At 75.8% G+C, this 19,973-nt stretch carries 16 protein-coding genes; 10 read left to right on the forward strand and 6 right to left on the reverse strand.

Features of this window, described 5'->3' with window-relative positions; all coding sequences use genetic code 11:
- Entirely contained in the window at positions 1–408 is a 408-nt protein-coding gene (locus ABIH81_RS23830; protein WP_349877108.1) for a DUF1232 domain-containing protein, read from the forward strand.
- On the opposite strand, the gene ABIH81_RS23835 is transcribed toward ABIH81_RS23830, so the two are convergent.
- Complete coding sequence (locus tag ABIH81_RS23835) at positions 403–945, reverse strand: GNAT family N-acetyltransferase (RefSeq protein ID WP_349877109.1); 543 nt, start codon at positions 943–945, stop codon at positions 403–405. The two genes, ABIH81_RS23830 and ABIH81_RS23835, sit on opposite strands and share 6 nt — an antisense overlap.
- A gap of 96 nt (positions 946–1,041) precedes the next feature.
- Between ABIH81_RS23835 and ABIH81_RS23840 the strand changes: the two genes are divergently transcribed.
- Entirely contained in the window at positions 1,042–1,692 is a 651-nt protein-coding gene (locus ABIH81_RS23840; RefSeq protein WP_349877110.1) for a LysE family translocator, read from the forward strand.
- A 14-nt stretch (positions 1,693–1,706) separates the two neighbouring features.
- On the opposite strand, the gene ABIH81_RS23845 is transcribed toward ABIH81_RS23840, so the two are convergent.
- Entirely contained in the window at positions 1,707–3,716 is a 2,010-nt protein-coding gene (locus ABIH81_RS23845) for a beta-galactosidase (protein ID WP_349877111.1), read from the reverse strand.
- A gap of 115 nt (positions 3,717–3,831) precedes the next feature.
- Here ABIH81_RS23845 and ABIH81_RS23850 point away from each other — a divergent pair, with 115 nt between their 5' ends.
- The 5 genes from ABIH81_RS23850 to ABIH81_RS23870 all read left to right on the forward strand — a co-directional run bounded on the left by ABIH81_RS23850 (position 3,832) and on the right by ABIH81_RS23870 (position 13,276).
- Complete coding sequence (locus ABIH81_RS23850; RefSeq protein ID WP_349877112.1) at positions 3,832–6,195, forward strand: TIM-barrel domain-containing protein; 2,364 nt, start codon at positions 3,832–3,834, stop codon at positions 6,193–6,195.
- A 48-nt stretch (positions 6,196–6,243) separates the two neighbouring features.
- Positions 6,244–7,440 carry an ROK family transcriptional regulator gene (locus ABIH81_RS23855; RefSeq protein ID WP_349877113.1) on the forward strand — a complete coding sequence of 399 codons (1,197 nt, stop codon included), beginning with the start codon at positions 6,244–6,246 and terminating at the stop codon, positions 7,438–7,440.
- A gap of 240 nt (positions 7,441–7,680) precedes the next feature.
- Positions 7,681–10,086 carry a glycoside hydrolase family 3 C-terminal domain-containing protein gene (locus ABIH81_RS23860; protein ID WP_349877114.1) on the forward strand — a complete coding sequence of 802 codons (2,406 nt, stop codon included), beginning with the start codon at positions 7,681–7,683 and terminating at the stop codon, positions 10,084–10,086.
- The gene (locus ABIH81_RS23865; RefSeq protein ID WP_349877115.1) at positions 10,083–11,102 is read left to right on the forward strand and encodes a LacI family DNA-binding transcriptional regulator; all 1,020 of its coding nucleotides are present in this window, start codon (positions 10,083–10,085) and stop codon (positions 11,100–11,102) included. Before ABIH81_RS23860 ends, ABIH81_RS23865 begins: the two co-directional genes overlap by 4 nt.
- Positions 11,099–13,276, forward strand: coding sequence for a glycoside hydrolase family 95 protein (locus tag ABIH81_RS23870; RefSeq protein ID WP_349877116.1), 2,178 nt, complete (start codon positions 11,099–11,101; stop codon positions 13,274–13,276). Before ABIH81_RS23865 ends, ABIH81_RS23870 begins: the two co-directional genes overlap by 4 nt.
- On the opposite strand, the gene ABIH81_RS23875 is transcribed toward ABIH81_RS23870, so the two are convergent.
- The 4 genes from ABIH81_RS23875 to ABIH81_RS23890 are packed head-to-tail and all read right to left on the reverse strand — an operon-like array spanning position 13,273 to position 16,650.
- Positions 13,273–13,782 carry an NUDIX domain-containing protein gene (locus ABIH81_RS23875; RefSeq protein WP_349877117.1) on the reverse strand — a complete coding sequence of 170 codons (510 nt, stop codon included), beginning with the start codon at positions 13,780–13,782 and terminating at the stop codon, positions 13,273–13,275. The two genes, ABIH81_RS23870 and ABIH81_RS23875, sit on opposite strands and share 4 nt — an antisense overlap.
- Positions 13,783–13,792: 10 nt before the next feature.
- Complete coding sequence (locus tag ABIH81_RS23880) at positions 13,793–14,635, reverse strand: SDR family NAD(P)-dependent oxidoreductase (RefSeq protein WP_349877118.1); 843 nt, start codon at positions 14,633–14,635, stop codon at positions 13,793–13,795.
- Complete coding sequence (locus tag ABIH81_RS23885; RefSeq protein ID WP_349877119.1) at positions 14,632–15,939, reverse strand: NAD(P)-binding domain-containing protein; 1,308 nt, start codon at positions 15,937–15,939, stop codon at positions 14,632–14,634. Before ABIH81_RS23885 ends, ABIH81_RS23880 begins: the two co-directional genes overlap by 4 nt.
- Before the next feature lie 54 nt (positions 15,940–15,993).
- Positions 15,994–16,650 (reverse strand): TetR/AcrR family transcriptional regulator, encoded by a 657-nt coding sequence (locus ABIH81_RS23890; RefSeq protein ID WP_349881186.1) that lies wholly within the window; start codon positions 16,648–16,650, stop codon positions 15,994–15,996.
- Between the two features lie 79 nt (positions 16,651–16,729).
- Between ABIH81_RS23890 and ABIH81_RS23895 the strand changes: the two genes are divergently transcribed.
- From ABIH81_RS23895 to ABIH81_RS23905, 3 genes are read left to right on the forward strand one after another with little or no spacing between them, the layout of a single operon-like run.
- Entirely contained in the window at positions 16,730–18,082 is a 1,353-nt protein-coding gene (locus ABIH81_RS23895; RefSeq protein WP_349877120.1) for an MFS transporter, read from the forward strand.
- Positions 18,083–18,094: 12 nt separating this feature from the next.
- Positions 18,095–19,321, forward strand: a complete 1,227-nt coding sequence (locus tag ABIH81_RS23900) for a hypothetical protein (RefSeq protein WP_349877121.1) — start codon at positions 18,095–18,097, stop codon at positions 19,319–19,321.
- A gap of 60 nt (positions 19,322–19,381) precedes the next feature.
- A complete protein-coding gene (locus tag ABIH81_RS23905) occupies positions 19,382–19,972 on the forward strand; it encodes a pyridoxamine 5'-phosphate oxidase family protein (RefSeq protein ID WP_349877122.1) in 591 nt (196 codons plus the stop codon).
- The last annotated feature ends 1 nt before the right edge of the window (position 19,973 follow it).

Below are 19,973 nucleotides of genomic sequence, written 5' to 3' on the forward strand. Positions count from 1 at the left end.
GTGCGCGACTGGCTCATCGGACTCGCTGTGGCGACGGCCTGCCTGGTCGCGAGCTGGGCGGTGCTGGTGCTGCTGGCCCGCCGGCTACCTCCGGGGATTCTGCGCGATCTGGCCGCGTTCGTGCCCGACTGCGTGACCGCTGTGCGACGGCTGCGCCGCGACCCGCGGGTGCCCCGCCGCGCCCGGGTCGCGATCGTGGTCGCCGGGCTCTGGGTGGCCAGTCCGATCGACCTGATCCCGGAGTTCCTGCCGGTGATCGGGCCGCTGGACGACATCGTGGTGGTGGCGCTCGCGTTGCGCTACGCCGCCCGGCAGGTGCCCCGGCAGGTGCTGCTCGACGCGTGGCCGGGCGAGCCGCGGCTGCTGCTGCGCCTGCTCGGCGGCGCTGTCACGTCTTCCCCGTCATGAGACCGGCAGGTGGCGGACGTGGCGGTGGCCGTCCCGCGGGAACGGCGGGCGGGCCGGCAGCACCTCGGCGAACGCGTACCCGCTCTTCTCCGCCACCCGGCACGAGGCCGGGTTGTCGACCTGGTGAAGCAGCTCCAGGTGGGTCAGGCCGGCGGCGGCGAACCGCGCGAACGCCCACCCGGTGACCGCCTCCACAGCCCGTGGCGCGACGCCCCGGCCGCGCGCCGGCGCGGCCGTCCAGTAGCCGACCTCGGCGGCCGGGCGTCCCGGGCGGACGTCCTTGAGCACCACGCAGGCCACCACCTGCTCCCCCTCCAGCACCGCGAACATGAACCGGTGCCCGGCTGCCCAGCCCTGGTGGCTGCGGCGCAGAAACACCCGCGCCTGCGCCGGGCCGGTCACCGGATGGCTGGTCCAGGCGCGCAGCACCGGATCCCGGTACGCCTCGATCAGCGCGTCGGCGTCACCGTCACGCCACGGACGCAGCAGCAGCGCGGGCGCGGTCGAAGTGGCCGGCGCGGACAGCACGATCGACATGCCGCAAGTATCACCGCCGCAACACCAGCACCGCCGCCCCCGCTCCGCCGATCATGAAGGCGTAGGGTCCGGGGAAGGCGGTAACGGGGAGGCGATGTGGTCACTGTCGGCGCAGTTGCGGGAATCGCTCTGGTGGCGCTCGGTCTGGTGCTCACGCCCGGGCCGAACATGGTCTACCTGGTGTCCCGGTCGGTGACGCAGGGGCGGCGAGCCGGGCTGGTGTCGCTGCTCGGCGTGGCGGTCGGCTTCCTGGTCTACCTGGCCGCCGCGGTGGCCGGCATCGCCACCGTCTTCGTGCTGGTCCCGCCGCTGTACACGGCGGTGAAGCTGGCCGGCGCGGCGTACCTGCTGTGGCTGGCCTGGCGGACGCTGCGCCCCGGTGGCACGTCGGCGTTCACCCCGACGCCGCTGCCGCCGGACCGGCCCCGGCGCCTGTTCACCATGGGCCTGGTCACCAACCTGCTCAACCCGAAGATCGCCATCCTGTACGTGTCGCTGTTGCCGCAGTTCGTCGACCCGGCGCGCGGGCACGTGGCGGTGCAGAGCCTGCTGCTCGGCCTGACCCAGATCGTCGTGGCGCTCACCGTGAACGCGCTCATCGTGCTCAGCGCCGGCTCGGTGTCGGCGTTCCTCACCCGCCGGCCGGGCTGGGCGCGCCTGCAGCGGTACGTGATGGGCACGGTGCTGGCGGCGCTCGCGGTGCGGATCGCCGCCGACCGCTCCCGCGCCGCCGTCGCCACCCCCTGACCGGGGTACGCGGATCAGCGCGCTGCCTCGCGTACCACCGCCACTCCGCCCGGTTCAAGCGTCAGGGAGCCGTCGACCGTCGCGCCGGTCAGCAGGTCGAGCCCGGTGACCGGCACCCGCTGCGGCTGGCCGGTGTGGTTGAGCAGGTAGAGCAGGCTTCCGTCGGCGTCGTGCCGGCGTACCGCCTCCACGCCCGAGGGTGCGCCGGGACAGGTGGGGGTCACACCGGCGAGCCGGGCCGCCTCGGTGAGCAGCCGCCGGTAGGTGTCGTCGTCGGGGCGGGTGGAGACGTACCAGGCGTACGCGTCGCCGGCCCGGTTCCGGGTGACGGCGGGCCGCCCGGCCGGCACTCCCCCGGCGTACGCGCTCACCGTCTCGGCGCCGGCCGGGTGCACCGTCTCCGACCAGATCCGGCCGGTCCCGTCACCGGTCAGCGGTACGTGTTCGTCGTCGGCCAGCGGGTGGAACTCCTCCACCCGTACGCCGAGCAGGTTCCGGTACGCGCCCGGGTAGCCGCCCAGGCGCACCCGGGCGTGCTCGTCGGCCGCGCCGCTGAGCCAGGTCACCAGCAGGTGCCCGCCGCCGTCGACGTGCCGGCGTACCCAGTCGGCAGTGGCGTCCGAGGCGAGGTAGAGGGCGGGGAGCACGAGTAGCCGGGCGCCGTCGAGCGGGGCGCCGGGCGGCACCACGTCGGCGGTGACGCCCGCGTGCCACAGTGCCCGGTGCGCGGCGGCCACCTCGCCGGGGTGGTCGAGTCCGTCGCGGGGCATCCCCGGGTGCCGCAGCGCCCAGCCGCTCGCCGCGTCGTACGCGATGGCCACCGCCGCCTGGACGCGGCCCGGCGCGGTCCCGGCGAGCCGGCCCAGCGCGGCGCCCAGCGCGGTGACCTCGCGGAACACGCGGGTGTCCGCCCCGGCGTGCGACACCACCGCCGAGTGGAAGCGTTCCGCGCCGCCGGCCGGGGCGCGCCACTGGAAGAACATCACCCCGGCGGAGCCGCGTGCGACGTGGGCGAGGCTGTGCCGGGTCATCCGGCCGGGTTCCTTGGTGTGCATCCGCCCGGCGGTGTGGATCTGGTTGGGCGCGCTCTCCATCAGCAGCCACGGCGCCGGCCGCCCGGCGCCGTGGCGGGCCCAGCCGCGGGCCAGGTCGGCGGCGAGCGTGGTCTGCTCCTCCGCGCCCGCGCCGGTCGCGGACGGGTAGTGGTCGATCGCGACCAGATCGACCTCGCGCGCCCAGCGGGCGTGGTCGACGGGCACCCAGTCGCCGAGGACGTAGTTGGTGGTGACCGGCACGGCAGGGTTCGCCGCGCGCAGCAGGTCCCGCTGCTCGGTGTACGCGGACAGCAGCGTGTCGGACCAGAAGCGGCGGAAGTCGAGCAGCTGGCCGGGGTTGGCCAGGTACTGGGTGGCGCGGGGCGTGCCGACCTGCGCCCAGTCGGAGTAGTGCTGGCTCCAGAAGCTGGTGACCCACGCGTCGTTGAGCGCGTCGAGGTCGCCGTACCGGGTGGTGAGCCAGCGGCGGAACGCCGTCTCGGCGTGCGGGCAGTGGCAGGTGGTGCCGTACTCGTTGTGCACGCGCCAGAGCGCCAGCGCCGGGTGGTGTGAGTAGCGGGCGGCGAGCACCTCGGCGATGCTCCGGGCGGCGTCCCGGTACGCGGGCGCGGCGGCGCAGTAGGTGTCCCGGCTGCCGTGGGTCAGGCGTACGCCGTCGGCGGTGACCGGCAGCGCGTCCGGGTGGCGCAGCGAGAACCACGGCGGCGGCGACGCGGTGGGAGTGGCCAGGGCGGCCCGGATGCCGGCCGAGTGCAGCAGGTCCAGCACGCGGTCGAGCCAGTCGAGCGTGTACCGGCCGGGTGCGGGTTCCAGCCGGGACCAGGCGAACACGCCGACGGTGACCAGGCCGACCCCGGCGGCGCGCATCAGGGCGACGTCCTCGCGCCACACCCGCGGGGGCCACTGCTCCGGGTTCCAGTCGCCGCCGTAGCAGAGCCGGCCGTCGTCCCACGGCACTTTAGTTGTCATCCTGGCCAAAATAGGAACAGGCGAGACGGAAAGTCAATGCCGTCGATCATTGACAGTTAGTTGGGCTTCCAAAGAAACTGGCGGGACCGCCCGTGGACGCCGCGAGGAGACGCCCATGCCGTACCGCCCGCCGCTGGTCCCGTACGAGACGTTCGTGGCCGACCCGCCCGACCTGCCGGTCCGCGCCCCCGGCGAGGAGGGCGCCGACGACGTGCTGCGGGCCGAGGTGGCCACGACCGACGCGCACGGGGTCACCCTCACCGCGACCTGCGCGTCCGGCCGCACGCTCGTGGCGCGCGTCGAGGCCGCCGGGGACGGGATCATCCGGGTACGCCTCGCCGACGACCTCTCGGTCCGCAGCCGGTCCGCGCGGGCGCTGACGCTGGTGCACCCCCAACCGCACCCCGCCACCGTGACCGTCACCGACGGGCACGTCCGCGTGGGCGCCGGTGGCGTGGTGGCCGAGCTGCGCCTGGACCCCTGGGGGCTGCGGTTCCTCACTCCCGGCGGGCGGCTGCTGCTGGCCTCCGACGGCGGCACCCGGGACATCAGCGGCCGCCGCCGCACCCTGCCGCTGGGGCGTTCCACAGTCGACGGCGAGCCGGTCGCCTGGCACGAGAGCTTCGTCGCGCCCGGCGACGAACGGTTCGCCGGCTTCGGCGAGAAGTTCACCCCGCTGGACAAGCGCGGCCAGCGCCCGCTGATGTGGAACTTCGACGCCTTCGGCGGTGAGTCCGACCGGTCGCACAAGAACGTGCCGTTCTACCTGTCCGACAGGGGTTACGGGGTGCTCGTGGACAGCGGGCTGCCGGTGCAGTTCGACGTGTGCGCGAGCACGCACAGCAGCGTGCAGATCCTCGTCCCGGACGACCTGCTCGACTACTACGTGCTGGCCGGACCCGCCCCGGCGCAGGTGCTCGACCGGCTCGACACGCTGACCGGACGGCCGTACCTGCCCCCGAGGTGGGCGTTCGGCGCGTGGATCTCGTCCGGCTTCTTCCCGGACAGCCAGCAGCGCGTGCTGGAACGGGCCCGGCGCATCCGCGAGCGGGACATCCCCTGCGACGTGCTGCACCTGGACTGCTACTGGCAGGTCGCCGGGCACTGGTCGGACCTGCGCTGGGACGCCGACGCCTTCCCCGACCCGGACGGCATGCTCAAGGACCTCACCGAGCAGGGCTTCCGGGTGTGCCTGTGGATGAACCCGTACCTGATGACCGGCAGCCCGCTCTACGCCGAGGCCGAGGCGGCCGGGTACCTCCTGCGCCGCCCGGACGGGAGCACGTACGTCGCCGACACCTGGCACGGCAGCTACCCCGAATGCGCGATCGTGGACCTGACCGACCCGGCCGCGGTGCGCTGGTTCCAGGGCCTGCTGCGGCCACTGCTGGCGCAGGGCGTCGCGGTCTTCAAGACCGACTTCGCCGAGGGCGTGCCCGCCGACGCGGTGGCACACAACGGCATGACCGGCGTCGAACTGCACAACGTGTACGCGCTGTTGTTCAACGACGCGGTCGCCGACGTCACCGAGGAGGTGGCCGGGCACCGCACCGTGTGGGCCCGCTCGTCGTACCTGGGCGGGCAGCGGCACAGCGCGCAGTGGAGCGGCGACGTCAACGCCACCTGGCCCGGCATGGCCAGCACGCTGCGCGGCGGCCTGTCCCACGGCCTGTCCGGGGTGCCGTTCTGGAGCCACGACACCGGCGGCTTCCACGGCACACCCGAGCCGGACCTGTACGTGCGCTGGACCCAGTTCGGCGCGCTCTCCCCGCTGGTACGGCTGCACGGCACCACGAGCCGCCTGCCGTGGGACTTCCCGCCCGAGGCGGAACGGCACGCGGTGGACGCGCTGCGGCTGCGCTACCGGCTGCTGCCGTACCTCTGGTCGGCGGCGGTGGCGAGCGCCCGCACCGGCGGCCCGATGCTGCGGGCGCTGCTCGTCGACACCCCCGATGACCCGGCCGCCTGGACCACCGACCTGCAGTACCGACTCGGCACCGACCTGCTGGTGGCCCCGGTGCTCGACCCGTCGGGGGAACGCGCCGTCTACCTGCCAGCCGGCGACGACTGGCTCGACGCGTACACCGGGCAGCGGCACCCCGGTGGCCGGCACCTGCGGGTGAGCATGCCGCTGGACCGGCTGCCGCTGTACGTGCGGTGCGGCGCGCTGATCCCCACCGTGGCGCCCGCGGCGACGGCCGGGACCGGCTCGTTCCGGGACGTCACGCTCGTGGCCTGGGGCGGCGTCGACGGCGTGACAGTGGTGCACGACCCCGAGGGCGACACCACAGTCACCGCGGTGCGCGACGGCGACACGCTGCGCGTGCGCGTGGACGGACCGCTGGACGTGCGGCGGGTCAGCGTCGTCGGGGCGGACCCGCCGCGCCGGGTGGTGCTCGACGGGGAACCGGTTCCGGTGACGCCGTTCGCGCCGTGGTTCGGCGGCCGAGGCCGGCCGGCCGGAATCGCGCCCATTTAGTTTAAGCTGTAGCCGAACTCGGGGCCGGGCGCAGGAGGCGGGCAGTACGTGATCAGCATCGACCGGCCGACGGCCGACCTCGGCGACGTGCGGGTGACCAACCGGGCCGCGGTGCTCCGGCACGTCCGCCGCCACGCCCCCTGCTCCCGGGCCGACGTGGCCGCGCACACCGGACTGAACAAGGCCACCGTCTCCAGCCTGGTCGCCGAGCTGATCGAGCACGGCCTGCTGCGCGAGACCGGGCTGACCGAGAACCGGGTGGGCCGTCCGGCCACCATGCTCGTCCTCGACGGCTCCCGCTACGCCGGGCTCGGCCTGCGCGTGGGCGCTGACGAACTGGTCGCGGTCGCCGCCGGACTGGGCGGCGACCCGGTGCTCACCTGGCGGCGCGCGTTCCCCGCCGTCACCGCCGGTCCCGAGGAGACGGTGAAGGCGCTCGCCGCGCTGACCCGGCGTGCCGTCACCCGGATCGGCGCCGGCCGCACCGTGCTCGGCCTCACCGTGGCCGTACCCGGGCTGGTGGACCCGGACGGCGGCGTGCCGGCCGCACCCGCGCTCGGCTGGCGCGGCGTGCCGCTGGCCGCGTCGGTGCGCCGCGCGCTACGCGACCCGGGTTTCCCCGTCGCGGTCGACACCGAGGCCAACCTCGCCGTGCTGGCCGAGCGGCGGCACGGCCCGTACGCCGCCACGACCGACCTGGTGCACCTCACCGGCGGCCCGGCGATCGGCGCGGGCCTGATCAGCGGCGGCCGGCTGCTGCGCGGTGGCCGGGGCTTCGCCGGGGACGTCGGGCACCTGCCACTGGCCGCGGACGGCCCGGCCTGCGACTGCGGGCGGCGCGGCTGCCTCACCGCGCTGCTCGGCGTGGACGCGGTGATCCGCCGGCTGTTACCAGACGCCGGGCCGGTCACCGACCACCTGCCGGAGATCGAACGGATCCAGGCCCTGGCCCGCGCCGGGGACGACCCGGTACGGACCGGGCTCACCGAGATGGGCCGGCTGCTCGGGCAGGCCGTGTCGGTGCTGTCCGGGCTGCTCGACCCGGAGGTGGTGGTGGTCGGCGGTCACCTGGCGGCGCTCGCGCCGTGGCTGCTGCCGGCCGCCCACGCCGAACTCGCCGCCCGCACACCGGTCCCACCCGGCGTGCGGCTGGAGGCCAGCACGCTCGGGTCCACGGCCGGCGCGCTGGGCGGGGCCACCGCCGCAATGGCCACAGTGGAGGCGGGACGCCTGCCCGCCGGATGACCCCTTGACCGCACCGGCCGGAAGGTGTCAACCTCGGTAGCGCCGCGTTCCGGGACCGGGCAACCTGCGAAGCGGCGTGTTTTTCGGCGGTTGTCGAAGCGCTTCACCACCGCTCCGGGCCGACACCGCCGACCCCCACCACCACCCCTTTTCGCGTACGCGCCGCCGCATCACCGGCTCGTTAGTCGAAGCGCTTCGACGAACGAGCGGCAGCACGTACGCCGACCGGAGGCGCCCACCATGACCGACCCCGTCCCCCACCGTCTCGACGACCTGCTGGCCCGGCTCACGCTGCCGGAGAAGCTCGGCCTGCTGCACCAGTGGCAGGCGCCGGTGCCCCGGCTCGGCCTGCGCGCGTTCCGCACCGGCACCGAGGCGCTGCACGGCGTCGCGTGGCTCGGCACCGCCACCGTCTTCCCGCAGGCGATCGGCCTGGCCGCGAGCTGGAACCCGGACCTGATCCGGGCGGTCGGGGCCGCCGTCGGCGACGAGGTGCGGGTGAAGCACCGGGCCGACCCGGACCGCGTCGGTCTCAACGTGTGGGCGCCGGTGGTCAACCCGCTGCGCGACCCCCGGTGGGGGCGCAACGAGGAGGGCTGGTCCGAGGACCCGTGGCTGACCGGCCGGCTCGCCACCGCGTACGCGCTGGGGCTGCGCGGCGACCACCCGATCCGGCTGCGGACCGCGCCGACGCTCAAGCACTTCCTCGGCTACAACAACGAGACCGACCGGGCCACCACCTCCAGCGACCTGCCGCCCCGGGTGCTGCACGAGTACGAGCTGCCCGCCTTCCGCGCTCCCCTGGCGGCGGGCGCGGCGGTGGCGGTGATGGCGTCGTACAACCTGGTCGACGGCGTACCGGCGCACCTGAGCCCGCTGATCGAGGGTGAGCTGCGCGGCTACGCCGACGACGAGATCATGGTGGTCGGTGACGCCGGTGCGGTCGGCAACATCGCCGGCGTGCAGGAGTACCTGCCCGACCACGTGGCAGGCTTCGCCGCCGCGCTGCGTGCCGGCATCGACAGCTTCACCGAGGACGACGAGGCCACCGCCCCCACTGTGGAACGTCTCACCGAGGCGCTGGCGCGCGGACTGATCGAGCCCTCCCACGTGGACCGGGCGGTGCGGCGGATCCTGTCCGTCCGGTCGCGGCTGGGCGACCTGGCCCCGGACCCCCACGACGGCGTGCCGCCGGACACGCTCGACAGCCTCGCCCACCGGGAACTCGCCCGCGAGGCCGCCCGCCAGTCGGTGGTGCTGCTGCGCAACGACGGCCTGCTGCCGCTGCGCCCCGGCACCCGCGTCGCGGTGCTCGGCCCGCTCGCCGACACCGTGCTCACCGACTGGTACAGCGGCACCCCGCCGTACACGATCAGCGCGTACGCCGGGCTGCTCGGACGCCTGCCCGAGGTGACCACCCACCCCGGCGCGGACCGGATCACGCTGCACGTGGGCGACCGGGCGGTACGCCACGACGACGGCCCGCTGGCGCTCGGCGACAGTCCGGCCGAGTTCGACGTGGTCGACTGGGGGCAGGACGTGGTGGCGGTGCGCGCCGTCGACACCGGCCGGTACGTCGGCGCCGACGACACCGGGGCCCTCGTCGCCGACCGCGACGGCCCGGGCGGCTGGGTGGTACGCGAGACGTTCCGCCTGCGCCACCGGCCCGACGGCACCGCGCTGCTGCACCACCTGGCCACCGGCCGGCACGTCGGCGTCGCGTCGGACGGACGGCTGAGCGTCGCGACCGGAGACCCGGCCGTGTTCACCGTGACGCTGCGCGTGGACGGGGCCGCTGAGGCCGCCGCGCTCGCGGCCGCCGCCGACGTGGCGGTGGTGGTGCTCGGCAACCACCCGATGGTCAACGGCCGGGAGACCGAGGACCGCGCCGACCTGGCGCTGCCCACCGGCCAGGCGGAGCTGCTGCGGGCCGTGCACGCCGCGAACCCGCGTACCGTGCTGGCGCTCACGAGCAGCTACCCGTACGCGGCCGGCTGGGCGCAGGACCACCTGCCGGCCGTGCTGTGGAGCGCCCACGGCGGACAGGAGCACGGCAACGGGCTGGCCGACGTGCTGCTCGGCGCCGCCGACCCGGGCGGGCGGCTCACCCAGACCTGGTACGCCGACGCCGCCGAACTGCCCGACCTGCTCGACTACGACGTCATCGGCGCCGACGCCACCTACCTCTACCACCGGGGCGAACCGCTGTACCCGTTCGGGCACGGGCTCAGCTACGCCGAGTTCGACTACGCTGACCTCCGGCTGAGCACCGCCACGACGCGCGCCGGCGAGGAGGTGGAGGTGAGCGTCGAGGTCACCAACACGGGCCGCCGCCCGGGCACCGAGGTCGTGCAGCTCTACACCCGGCAGCGGCACTCCCAGGTCAAGCAGCCGCTGCGGCAGTTGCGCGACTTCGCCCGCGTCACGCTCGACCCCGGCTGCGCCGCCCGGGTGACGATGCGCCTGCGTACCGCCGACCTGGCCTGGTGGGACGAGACCCGCGCCGCGATGGTGGTGGAGGACGCCGTCCACTCGGTGCTCGTCGGCCGGTCCGCGCGCGACATCCGGCTCGCCGGCGCGCTCACCGTCACCGGCGGCGACGCGACAGCCGAGCCGGCCGGCACCACCTTCGGGGCGGCCCGGTGACCGGCCGGACCCCGGGCGAGCAGGTCACCATCGCCGACGTGGCCCGGCACGCCGGGGTGGCGGCCAGCACCGTGTCGTACGTGCTCAGCGGCAAACGCGCCATCTCGGCCACCACCCGGGGCCGGGTGCTCGCCAGCGTCCGCGCGCTCGGCTACCACCCGCACGCCGGGGCCCGCGCGCTCGCCAGCCGCAAGGCCAACGTGATCGCGCTGGTGCTGCCGCTGCGCACCGGCATGCAGGTGCCCGTGGTGATGCGCTTCGCCACCGCCGTGGTCACCACCGCCCGCCAGCACGACCACGACGTGCTGCTGGTCACCGCCGACGAGGGACCGGCCGGGCTGCACCGCATCGCCGGCAGCGCGCTCGTCGACGGCGTGCTGCTGATGGACGTGGAGCTGGAGGACTCCCGGGTGCCGCTGCTGCGCGAGCTGGCGCTGCCGGGCGTCCTGATCGGGCACCCCGCCAACAGCACCGGACTGGCCTGCGTGGACCTCGACTTCCGGCGCGCCGGTGAGCTGTGCGTGGAACACCTGGCCGCCGCCGGGCACCGGCTCATCGCGCTGCTCGGCGCGCCCGCCGCGGTCTACGACCGGGGCACCGGGTTCGCCCACCGCACCCGCGCCGGGGTACGCGCCGCCGCCGAGCGGCTCGGCGTCGACGCGGTGACCCGGCCCTGCGAGGAGGGACCGGCCGCGGTACGCCGTGACCTGGAGGCGCTGCTCGCCGACCACCCGGACGTGACCGGGCTGGTGGTGCAGAACGAGTCGGCGGTCGGTCCGGTGCTCGCCACGCTGCCGCTGCTGGGCCGCCGGGTGCCCCGCGACGTGTCGGTCGTCGCGATCTGCCCGGACGAGCTGGCCGAGCAGTCCGGGCTCACCTGCGTACCGGTGCCCGCCGAGGAGGTCGGCCGGCAGGCGGTGGCGTTGCTGATGCGGCGGTTGGGCGGCGAGGCGGTGCCGGAGGTGACGTTGCTGGAGCCGCACCTCACCGTGCGGGACACCAGCGCCGGCCGGTGACGGCGCACCGCATCCACGACACCGCCCCGGCGCTCGACTGGACCGACGCGTTCCTCACCGGCAACGGCGAGCTGGGGCTGATGGTCCACGGGCGGCCGCACGCGGAACGGATCGTGGTGAACCACCACCGGCTCGTCCTGCCCAACGGCACCCGGCACGCCCGCGCGCCCGAGCTGGCCGGCCGGATGCCGCACATCCGCGCGCTGGTGCTCGCCGGGCGGCGCGCCGAGGCCGCCCGGCTGCTGACCGGCGGCCGGGAGCTGGAGTGGACCCAGCCGTTCCACCCCGGGTTCGCGCTCACCGTCGACGCGTCGCCCGGGCCGGTACGCGGCTACCGGCGCGACACCGACTTCACCACCGGCGAGGTGACGGTCGCGTGGCCGGGCGGACGGCGGCGCTGCTTCGCCTCCCGCGCCGACGCCGTGGCGGTGCTGCACCTCGACCAGGGCCACTGCGTGGTCGGGGCGACGGGTGAGCTGCCCGGCAGGCCCGCCGACGTGGTGTACGAACAGGCCGCGTACCGCCGCGACGGGCTGGTGTTCCTGCGGGTACGTGCCCGCTACCCGGACGCCGGCGGGGCGTACGGGTTCGAAGGGCTGACGCTGCTGCGCGGCGACGTGAGCGTCGACGGCGACCGGGTGCGGGTACGCGGACCGGCGCTGCTCACCACGCTCGTTGACCGGCCCGATGCGCCGCCGTGGCGTACCCGGGTGTCGGAACGGCGGCTCGCCGCGCTGCCCGGTGACTACGACACGCTGCTGGCCCGGCACGTGCCTCGCCATCGCGGCCCGTACGCCCGGGTCGGGCTGGACCTCGGCGTGCCCGCCGCCGACCGGACGCTCCCAGTCGGTGAGCTGCTGGCCCGGCAGGCCGCCACGCCGGACCGGCTGGATCCGGCGCTGCTGGAACGGCTGTTCCACTCCGGCCGGTACCTGCTGTTCAGCGCCAGCGGGGTGCTGCCGCCCCGGCTGACCGGGCTGTGGCTCGGCTCCTGGGACGCGGCGTGGGCCGGTGACTTCACCACCGACGCGAACCTGAACCTCCAGCTCGCGGGCGCGAACGTGGGCGCCCTGCCGGAGGTGACAGCGGCGCACGCCCGGCTGGTCGCCGCCCAGGTGGACCACTGGCGTGCCAACGCCCGGGCCGTGTACGGGGCACGCGGGCTGCTCGCGCCCAGCCGCACCGACGGCGAACACGGGCACCTGTTCCACGTCCACCCGCAGTGGCCGTTCACCGCGTGGCTGGCCGGCGCGGACTGGCTGCTGCATCCGCTGCACGAACACCACCTGGTCACCGGTGAGCCGCTGGGCGAGGTGGCCGGATGGCTGGCCGAGGTGGCGGACTTCTTCGCCGACGTGCTGACCGCTGTGGACGGGCGGCCGGCGCTGGTGCCGTCGTACTCACCGGAGACCGGCCCGTACGACGACACCGGCCGGACCGCGCCGGTGGCGGTCAACGCCACCATGGACGTCGCCGCCGCCCGGCACGCGCTGCGGCTGGCCGCCGAGGTGACAGGCGACGACCGGTGGGCCGGGGTGCGGCCGCCGGACTACCTGGTGGACGGGCGGGGCGCGCTCGCCGAGTGGGCGTGGCCCGGCAGCACCGGCGACGAGGACCACAGGCACGTCAGCCACCTGTATCCGGTGTGGCCGCTGCACGAGATCGACAGGGACGACACCCCGGAGCTGGCCGCCGCCGCGCACCGGGCACTGACGCTGCGCGGCGACGAGAACCGGTCCGCGCACGGCAGCCTGCACCGGGCGCTGGCGGCGGCACGGCTGCGCGACGGCGACCTAACCGCGGCGAACCTCCGCAAGATCGTCGGCGCGGACATGTTCTTCCGGTCGCTGATGAGCGCGCACAACCCGGGCCGGACCACGTACAACGCCGACGCCGCGCACGCGCTCCCGGCGGTGCTCATCGAGTCGCTCGTGCAGTCGCGCCCGGGGACGCTGCGGCTGCTCCCCGCGCCGCTACCGGGCCTGCCCGCCGGCACGCTGCGCGGCATCACCTGCCGGGGCCGGGTCGTCGTCGAGGAGCTGACCTGGGCGCCGGGCCGGATCCGGGTGCGACTGGTGTCGCCGGTGGCGCAGCACGTGGTGGTGCACGCGCCGGGCGGCCACGGGGCGGTGGCGCTGGCCCCGGACCGGCCGTACGAGATGGTGTTCGGCTAGATGTTGTCGGGCTGGTGCAGCGCCGGGTGGCTCTGCCCCGGCGCGGCGTACCAGGGCGGGGCGTCGTCGGTGAGCGCGGTGCCGATCCGCAGCCGGGCCCAGTCGTCCAGGTCCGGCAGCGCGTCCGGCGCGAACCAGGCGACCGCCAGCGACTCGTCGCCGTCGGCCGTCGGCGACCCGCCGACCGCCCGGCAGCGGAACCAGATGTTGAGGTATTCGCAGGCGTCGCCGTTGGGGTAGACCACCGGATGGGTGGCGACACCGGCCAGCCGGTCGATCGCCACCGTCACGCCGGTCTCCTCGTGGACCTCGCGCACCACCGCGTCGGCGGGTTGCTCGCCCGGGTCCACGGTGCCCGCCGGGACGGACCATCGGCCGTTGTCGCCCCGGCGGGCCAGCAGCACCCGTCCCGCGTCGTCGGTGACCACGCCGCTGACGCCGTACAGCATGAGCAGGTCGTGGCCGACGTGGCGGCGCAGCCGGGCGATGTAGGGCGAGACGGCCATGGCGAGCAGGCTACCGGCGGGCCTGCCGGTGCCGCCGGACCATGCCCGCGGCCGGCGCCGCACCGTCCAGGTCACCGGCGGCCAGCCGCCCGGCGACGGTACGGCGCACCATCCGGTCGGCGAGCGCCGGAGCGTGCCGGGCCAGCGCCAGTTCGATCCGGCCGCGCCGGGTGGTGGCGACGTCCCGTGGCGCGCGCCGGGCGGTGGCGGCGCGCAGGATCGCGGCCACCACCCCCTCGACCGGCTCCGGCCGGGACACCCCGCTCAGCGACAGCCCGGCCGCCACGGTGCTGTCGTGGATCGGGGAGGCGACCATGCTGGGGTAGACGACGCTGACGCCGACGTGCGTGCCGACCTCGTGGCGCAGCGCGTCGGCGTACGCGACGAGCGCCCGCTTGCTGACCCCGTACGCGGCAGCCAGCGGCAGCGGCAGCACGGCCATCCGGCTGGCCACGAAGATCACCCGGCCGCGGGCGGCTTCCAGGGCCGGCATCGCGGCGGCGGTGGTCCGCCAGGCGGCGAGCAGGTTCACCTCGATCTGGCGGCGCACCACCTCGTCCGGCGGCAGCTCGGCGGGCGCGGGCCCGCCCACACCGGCGTTGTTGACCAGCAGGTCCAGGCCGCCGAGCCGGTCGACGGCGGCGGCCACCGCTGCTTGCGTCGCATCCGGGTCGGTCAGGTCGACGCCGAGCACCGGCGGTGTGGCGTCGGCGTCGGCGTGCAGGTCCAGCCCGACCACGTGGGCGCCGGCGGCGGTGAGGGCCGCGCCCAGGTGCTGCCCGAACGTGCCCCGGGCGCCGGTGACCAGCACCCGCCGCCCGGCCAGCCCGCTGCTCCGGCCCGGGGCGCTCATCGTGCCGCTCCGGCCCGGCGACGGCCGGCGGCCAGCTCGCGGCCCAGTTCGGCCAGGTAGACGTCGAAGTCGACGCGCATGTGCGGGCGGCGCTGCCCCCACCGGGCGGTGGCGGCGCGCAGCTCGTCGCGGCAGGCGGCGGCCTGACGGGCCGCGTCCGGTGGCGCCCAGGTGCCGGCCAGGCGCGCGGCCACCAGCCGGGCCTGCGCCTCGACCAGGGGGAACGCCGCACCGGTGGACTGCATGAGCCCGACGAACGCCAGCCCGGGGGCGTCCAGGTGGAACACGTGCCGGTACAGCGGCAGCCGGTCCGCGCCGTCGCCGAGCAAGGCCGGGTCGAGGAACGGCATCTCGACCCGGTAGCCGGTGCACCAGACGACCAGGTCGACCTCGTCGTGGCGGCCGTCGGTGAACTCGACCCGGTCGCCGTCGAAGCGGGCGATGCCGGGCCGGGCCTGGATGTCGCCGTGGGTGAGCCGGGACAGCAGCGCGTCGGACAGCGTCGGGTGGTCCTGCAGGAAGCCGTGCGCCGGTGCGGGCAGCCCGTACCGGGTGGGCGGCCCGACGGCGGTGGTGATCATGGTCTGGCTGATCCGCTGCCGCAGCCACCACGGCAGCCGGCGGGCCAGCGCGCCGTTGAGCGTGTCCGACGGGCGGCCGAGCAGGTACTTGGGCACCACCCACACACCGCGGCGCAGCGACAGCAGCGTGCGCTCGGCGGCGTACGAGGCGTCGACGGCGATGTCCATGGCGGAGTTGCCGCCGCCGACCACGAGCACCCGCCGCCCGGCGAGCTGCTCCGGTCCCCGGTAGTCGTGGCTGTGCATCTGCTCGGCCGTGCACTCGCCCGGGTACGGCTCGGGCCGCTTCGGCACCCGGTTGTGCCCGTTGGCGACCACCACCGCCTCGACGTCGACCTCGACCGGGCCGTCCGGGCCGGTGGCCCGCACCCGCCAGCCGTCGCCGGTGCGGGTGACCCGCTCGACTGTGTGCCGCAGCCGTACCGCCTCGCGCAGCCCGAACCGGTCGGCGTAGTCGCCGAGGTAGCCCGCGACGCGGGTGTGGTCGGGGTAGTCGGGCCAGTCGGCCGGCATCGGGTGGTCGGCGAACTCGGTGCGCCCCTTGCTGGTGTTCAGGTGCAGCGTGCGGTACGCGGGCGAGCCGGGTGCGCCGTACACCCAGAGGCCGCCGAGCGTGTCCGCCGCCTCGAACGCCACCGCCGGGACACCGGCGTCGGCGAGCGCCTTGAGCGTGGCCAGCCCGGCGGCTCCGGCGCCGACGACAGCGACCCTGGGTGTGGCCATACCCGCCTCCTTAATCCAACGACTGATGGATAATCCCCGGAGCGCGGGCCGGCGTCAAGGGCGGGTGTCTCCCGGGCCGCTGGCGTACAGGGCGTCGAGGAACCGGTGCACGAACGCCCGGAACTCCCGGCGCTCCCGCGCCCCCGAGCCGGTCCCGGCGGCGAGCGCCACCACGTGCCCGTGCACCGCCCAGACCAGGGAACGCACCGTCACGTGCGGGGTCGGCTCGGTCAGCGCGCCGGCCCCGGACGCCGCCACCAGCAGCTCCTCGACCAGCCCGTACAGCGGGGCGGCGTAGCGGCGGTCCAGCTCGCCGTGCCGCTGCGGCTCCAGCCAGCGGCGCAGCCACAGCGCGGTCGTCTCCGGCCGGTCCTCCAGGAAGTCGACGAACACGTCCACCAGGTCGTGCAGCGCCCGCAGCGCGTCCTGCGGGCCCGCTGCCAGGGCCGCCCGGGCGCGTTCCCCTGCTGCCTCGATGACCTCCCGCTCGGCGCTGAACACCCGGGCGAAGCAGGCCTCGTAGAGCTGCGCCTTGGTGCCGGTGTGGTGCACGACGGTGGCCGCGTCCACGCCCGCCGCGGCGGCGACGTCGCGGACGCTCACCGCGTCGAAGCCCCGCTCGGCGAACAACGCGGTGGCGGCGGCGAGCACCAGGTCACGGGTCGGCCGCTGGTCGTCGCGGCGGGGCCGGCCCGGACGGCGGCGAGGCATGGTCATCCGGCCATTGTTACCCCTACAATCCAGCAACCGTTGGATTGGGGGCGGCGCGCCCCGAGGACAGGAGACCGCCATGACCGGGCTGGATCAGCGCTCCGACGCGGTCACCCTGCCGCGCGGCCCGCTCGTCGGGTTCGCCACCGGCTCACTCGGCATGGGCGTCTGGGTCACCGTGCCCGGGCTGCTGCTGCTCTACTTCCTGACCGACGTGCTGGCGGTCGCGCCGTGGCTCGCCGGGCTCACGCTGCTGCTGCCGAAGATCGCCGACGTGCTGCTGCACCCGTGGATCGGGCACCGCTGCGACGTGGAGCAGGCCCGCCGGGGCCACCGCCGCCGGCTGCTGCTGGCCGGATGCGCGCTGCCGCTGGCGTTCGCCGCCCTGTTCGCGGTGCCCGGCGACCTCACCGGCGCCGCCGCGGCCGGCTGGGTGGCGGTCTTCTTCGTCGCCGGCAACCTGCTGTTCGCCGCGTACCAGGTGCCCTACCTGGCGACCCCGGCGGACCTGCGGATCGGCTACCACGAGCGGACCCGGCTGATGGCGTTCCGGATGGTGGTGCTGACGCTCGGCATCCTGGTCTCCGGACTGCTCGCGCCGCTGCTGGCCGGCGGCGACGACGCCACACGCGACGGTTACCTGCGGATGGGCGTGGTGCTGGCGGCCGGGATGCTCGCCGCGATGCTGGTCGGCGTCGCCGGGATCGGCCGGCTGCGCCGCACCGCCGCCGACACGGCCCCGCCGCACGGCCCGGGCGGGTGGCGGGCGCTGGCGGCGAGCCTGCGGGACCGGCAGTTCCGCTGGCTGGTCGGCGCGTACCTGGCCATGTCCACCACCACCCACCTGGTGCTCGCCGGGGTGCCCTACTACGCCGAGTACGAACTGGGCCGCCCCGGACTCACCACCGTGCTGGTGGCCGCGTTCGTCGCACCCGCGCTGCTGGTCACCCCGGGCTGGCTGGCGGTGGCGCGGCGGATCGGCAAGCAACGTGCCCTGCTCGCCGGGCAGGCCGCGTTCGCCGCCGGGTCGCTGGTGCTGGCGATCGGCCGCCCCGCCGGACTGCCGGTCCTGGTGGCCGCCGTGGCGGTGCTCGGGGTGGCGTTCGCCGGCATGCAACTGCTGCCGTTCTCGATGCTGCCCGACGTGATCCGCGCGGCAGGCGGCACCGAGCGGGCCGGCACGTACACCGGGGTGTGGACCGCCACCGAGGCCACCGGCGCCGCGCTCGGCCCCTACGCGTACGCGCTGTGCCTCGCCGCCGGCGGGTTCGTGGCCTCGACCGCCGGGCAGACCGTGACCCAGTCCCCGACCGCGCTGGACGCGCTGCGCTACGGCTTCGGGCTGCTGCCCGCCGCCGTGATGGTGGTCGCCGTGCTGCTCCAACGCCGCTACACCCTCGACGGCGCGGCCCGGGCGGACGCCGCCGGATAGACTTCGCCCCCGATGGACGCCGAGCCCGCCACCGACACCCGACCCTGCGCCCACTGCGGACGCGACGTGCCGCAGCGCGTCGGCGCGGGCCGCCCTTTCCGCTACTGCCGGGACAACGACGGCGCCTGCCAGCGGGCCGCCCGCAACTCGCGGATGCGTCACCGCAACTCCCCCGGCCTGCCCGGGCAGGTGGCGCGCACCTGGGAGGCGGTGGACCGGCTCGACCAGATCGTGGAGACGCTCACCGAGGCGCTGCACGCCGAACTGTCACCGGCCGGTGTGGAGCGGCAGCTCGCCGAGCTGCGCGCGGAGACGTCGGCGCAGGTCGCCGCCGCGCACGCCGAACGCGACGAGGCCCGCCGTGAGGCCGAGGACGCGACCGCCGCGGCGGCCCGTGACCGGCAGCAGGCCCGCGCCGCGTACGCCGAACGCGACGCCGCCGGCGACCGCGCCGAGCGGGCGGAGGCCACCGCGTCCGCCGCCGCCGAGCGGGTCGCCGCGGCCGAGGACGCCCGCGACGCCGCGCGCGCCGAGGCGGGCGCGGCGCAGGCGCTGCGGGTGCAGGCCGAACGCGACCGCGACGCCGCGCGGCACGAACTGCGCACGGTACGCACCGAACGTGACGCCGAACGCCGCCGCGCGGCCGAGTTGACCGCGGAACGGGACGCCGCCCGGGCCGACGCCGAGCGGGCCACCCGTTCCGCCACCGAGGCCCTGGACCGGGCCGAACAGTCCCGCGCCGAGGCCGACCGGGCGCGCGCCGGCGTTCAGGCCGCCCAGGGCCGGGCCGTCGAGGCGGAGCGCGCGGCCCGGGCCGCCGCCGAACGCGCCGACGCGCAGGCCGCCACCGCGAGGCAGGCCCTCGTCGAGCGGGACCGCGCCGACGCGGCACGCGCCGAAGCCGGGGCGGCGCTGGAGCGCGTCCGGGCCGAGGCGAGCGCGGCGGTCGAGGCCGCCCGCGCCGAGGCTGCCGCATCCGTCGAGCGGGCCCGCGCGGACGTGGCCGCCGCGGTGGAGCAGGCTACGGCTCGTACCGCCGAGCGGGATGCGGTCGCCGCGGAGCTGGCCGACGCGCGGCGGGCCGCGAGCGCCGCCGAGGCCCGGGCGGCCGACTTGGCCGCGCGGACGGCGGTGATCGAGGCCGACCGGGACGCCGCGCAGCGCCGGGCCGGGCAGCTCGCCGACCAGGTGAGCGATCTGGCGACGGCGCTGGCGCGGCTCGGCACGCGTACCGGCTGAGGCGGCCACGGGCTGGGAACGGGGCAGCGCCGCACCCGGTCGGGCGGCGAGGATCGGGGCATGGGAAAGACGTACGAGCGCATCGACGGGCGGCTGCGGGACTTCATCGAGGCGCAGCCGATGTTCTTCGTGGCCACCGCCCCGCTGTCCGGTGACGGCACCGTCAACCTGTCCCCGAAAGGGCTGCGCGGCTGCTTCGCGGTGCTCGACGAGCACACCGTGGCGTACCTGGACTTCGCCGGCAGCAACGCCGAGACCATCGCCCACCTGCGGGAGAACGGCCGGATCACGCTGATGTGGTGCGCGTTCGCCGGCCCGCCGAACATCGTGCGGGTGCACGGGCGCGGCGAGCCGGTGTTCCGCGACGACCCGCGCTGGTCCGGCCTGCTGGCCCACTTCCCGGACATCGACCCGGGTCCGCACGGGCTGCGCGCGGTCGTCGTGGTGCGCGCCGAGCTGATCCGGGACACCTGCGGCTACGCGGTGCCGTTCATGACCTACGACGCCGACCGTGACCTGCACGAACGGCGGTTCGCCCGGGAGGACGACGTGTCGCTGAGCGCGTACTTCGCCGGCAAGGACCACGTCGCCACGAGCATCGACGGGCTGCCCGGCCTGCCGTTGCCGCTGCCGCCGACCCCGGCGGGGTGAG

The sequence above is a fragment of the Micromonospora sp. HUAS YX12 genome (genome assembly GCF_040215685.1).
GTDB classification, from domain to species: domain Bacteria; phylum Actinomycetota; class Actinomycetes; order Mycobacteriales; family Micromonosporaceae; genus Micromonospora; species Micromonospora tulbaghiae.

Coding starts and splice junctions, on each gene's coding strand:
- ABIH81_RS23875 (WP_349877117.1), bottom strand. CDS start 13,782: ATGGCCGTCTCGCCCTACATCGCCCGGCTGCGCCGCCACGTCGGCCAC.
- ABIH81_RS23900 (WP_349877121.1), top strand. CDS start 18,095: ATGGACGCCGAGCCCGCCACCGACACCCGACCCTGCGCCCACTGCGGA.
- ABIH81_RS23885 (WP_349877119.1), bottom strand. CDS start 15,939: ATGGCCACACCCAGGGTCGCTGTCGTCGGCGCCGGAGCCGCCGGGCTG.
- ABIH81_RS23860 (WP_349877114.1), top strand. CDS start 7,681: ATGACCGACCCCGTCCCCCACCGTCTCGACGACCTGCTGGCCCGGCTC.
- ABIH81_RS23905 (WP_349877122.1), top strand. CDS start 19,382: ATGGGAAAGACGTACGAGCGCATCGACGGGCGGCTGCGGGACTTCATC.
- ABIH81_RS23895 (WP_349877120.1), top strand. CDS start 16,730: ATGACCGGGCTGGATCAGCGCTCCGACGCGGTCACCCTGCCGCGCGGC.
- ABIH81_RS23880 (WP_349877118.1), bottom strand. CDS start 14,635: ATGAGCGCCCCGGGCCGGAGCAGCGGGCTGGCCGGGCGGCGGGTGCTG.
- ABIH81_RS23890 (WP_349881186.1), bottom strand. CDS start 16,650: ATGCCTCGCCGCCGTCCGGGCCGGCCCCGCCGCGACGACCAGCGGCCG.
- ABIH81_RS23835 (WP_349877109.1), bottom strand. CDS start 945: ATGTCGATCGTGCTGTCCGCGCCGGCCACTTCGACCGCGCCCGCGCTG.
- ABIH81_RS23850 (WP_349877112.1), top strand. CDS start 3,832: ATGCCGTACCGCCCGCCGCTGGTCCCGTACGAGACGTTCGTGGCCGAC.
- ABIH81_RS23845 (WP_349877111.1), bottom strand. CDS start 3,716: ATGACAACTAAAGTGCCGTGGGACGACGGCCGGCTCTGCTACGGCGGC.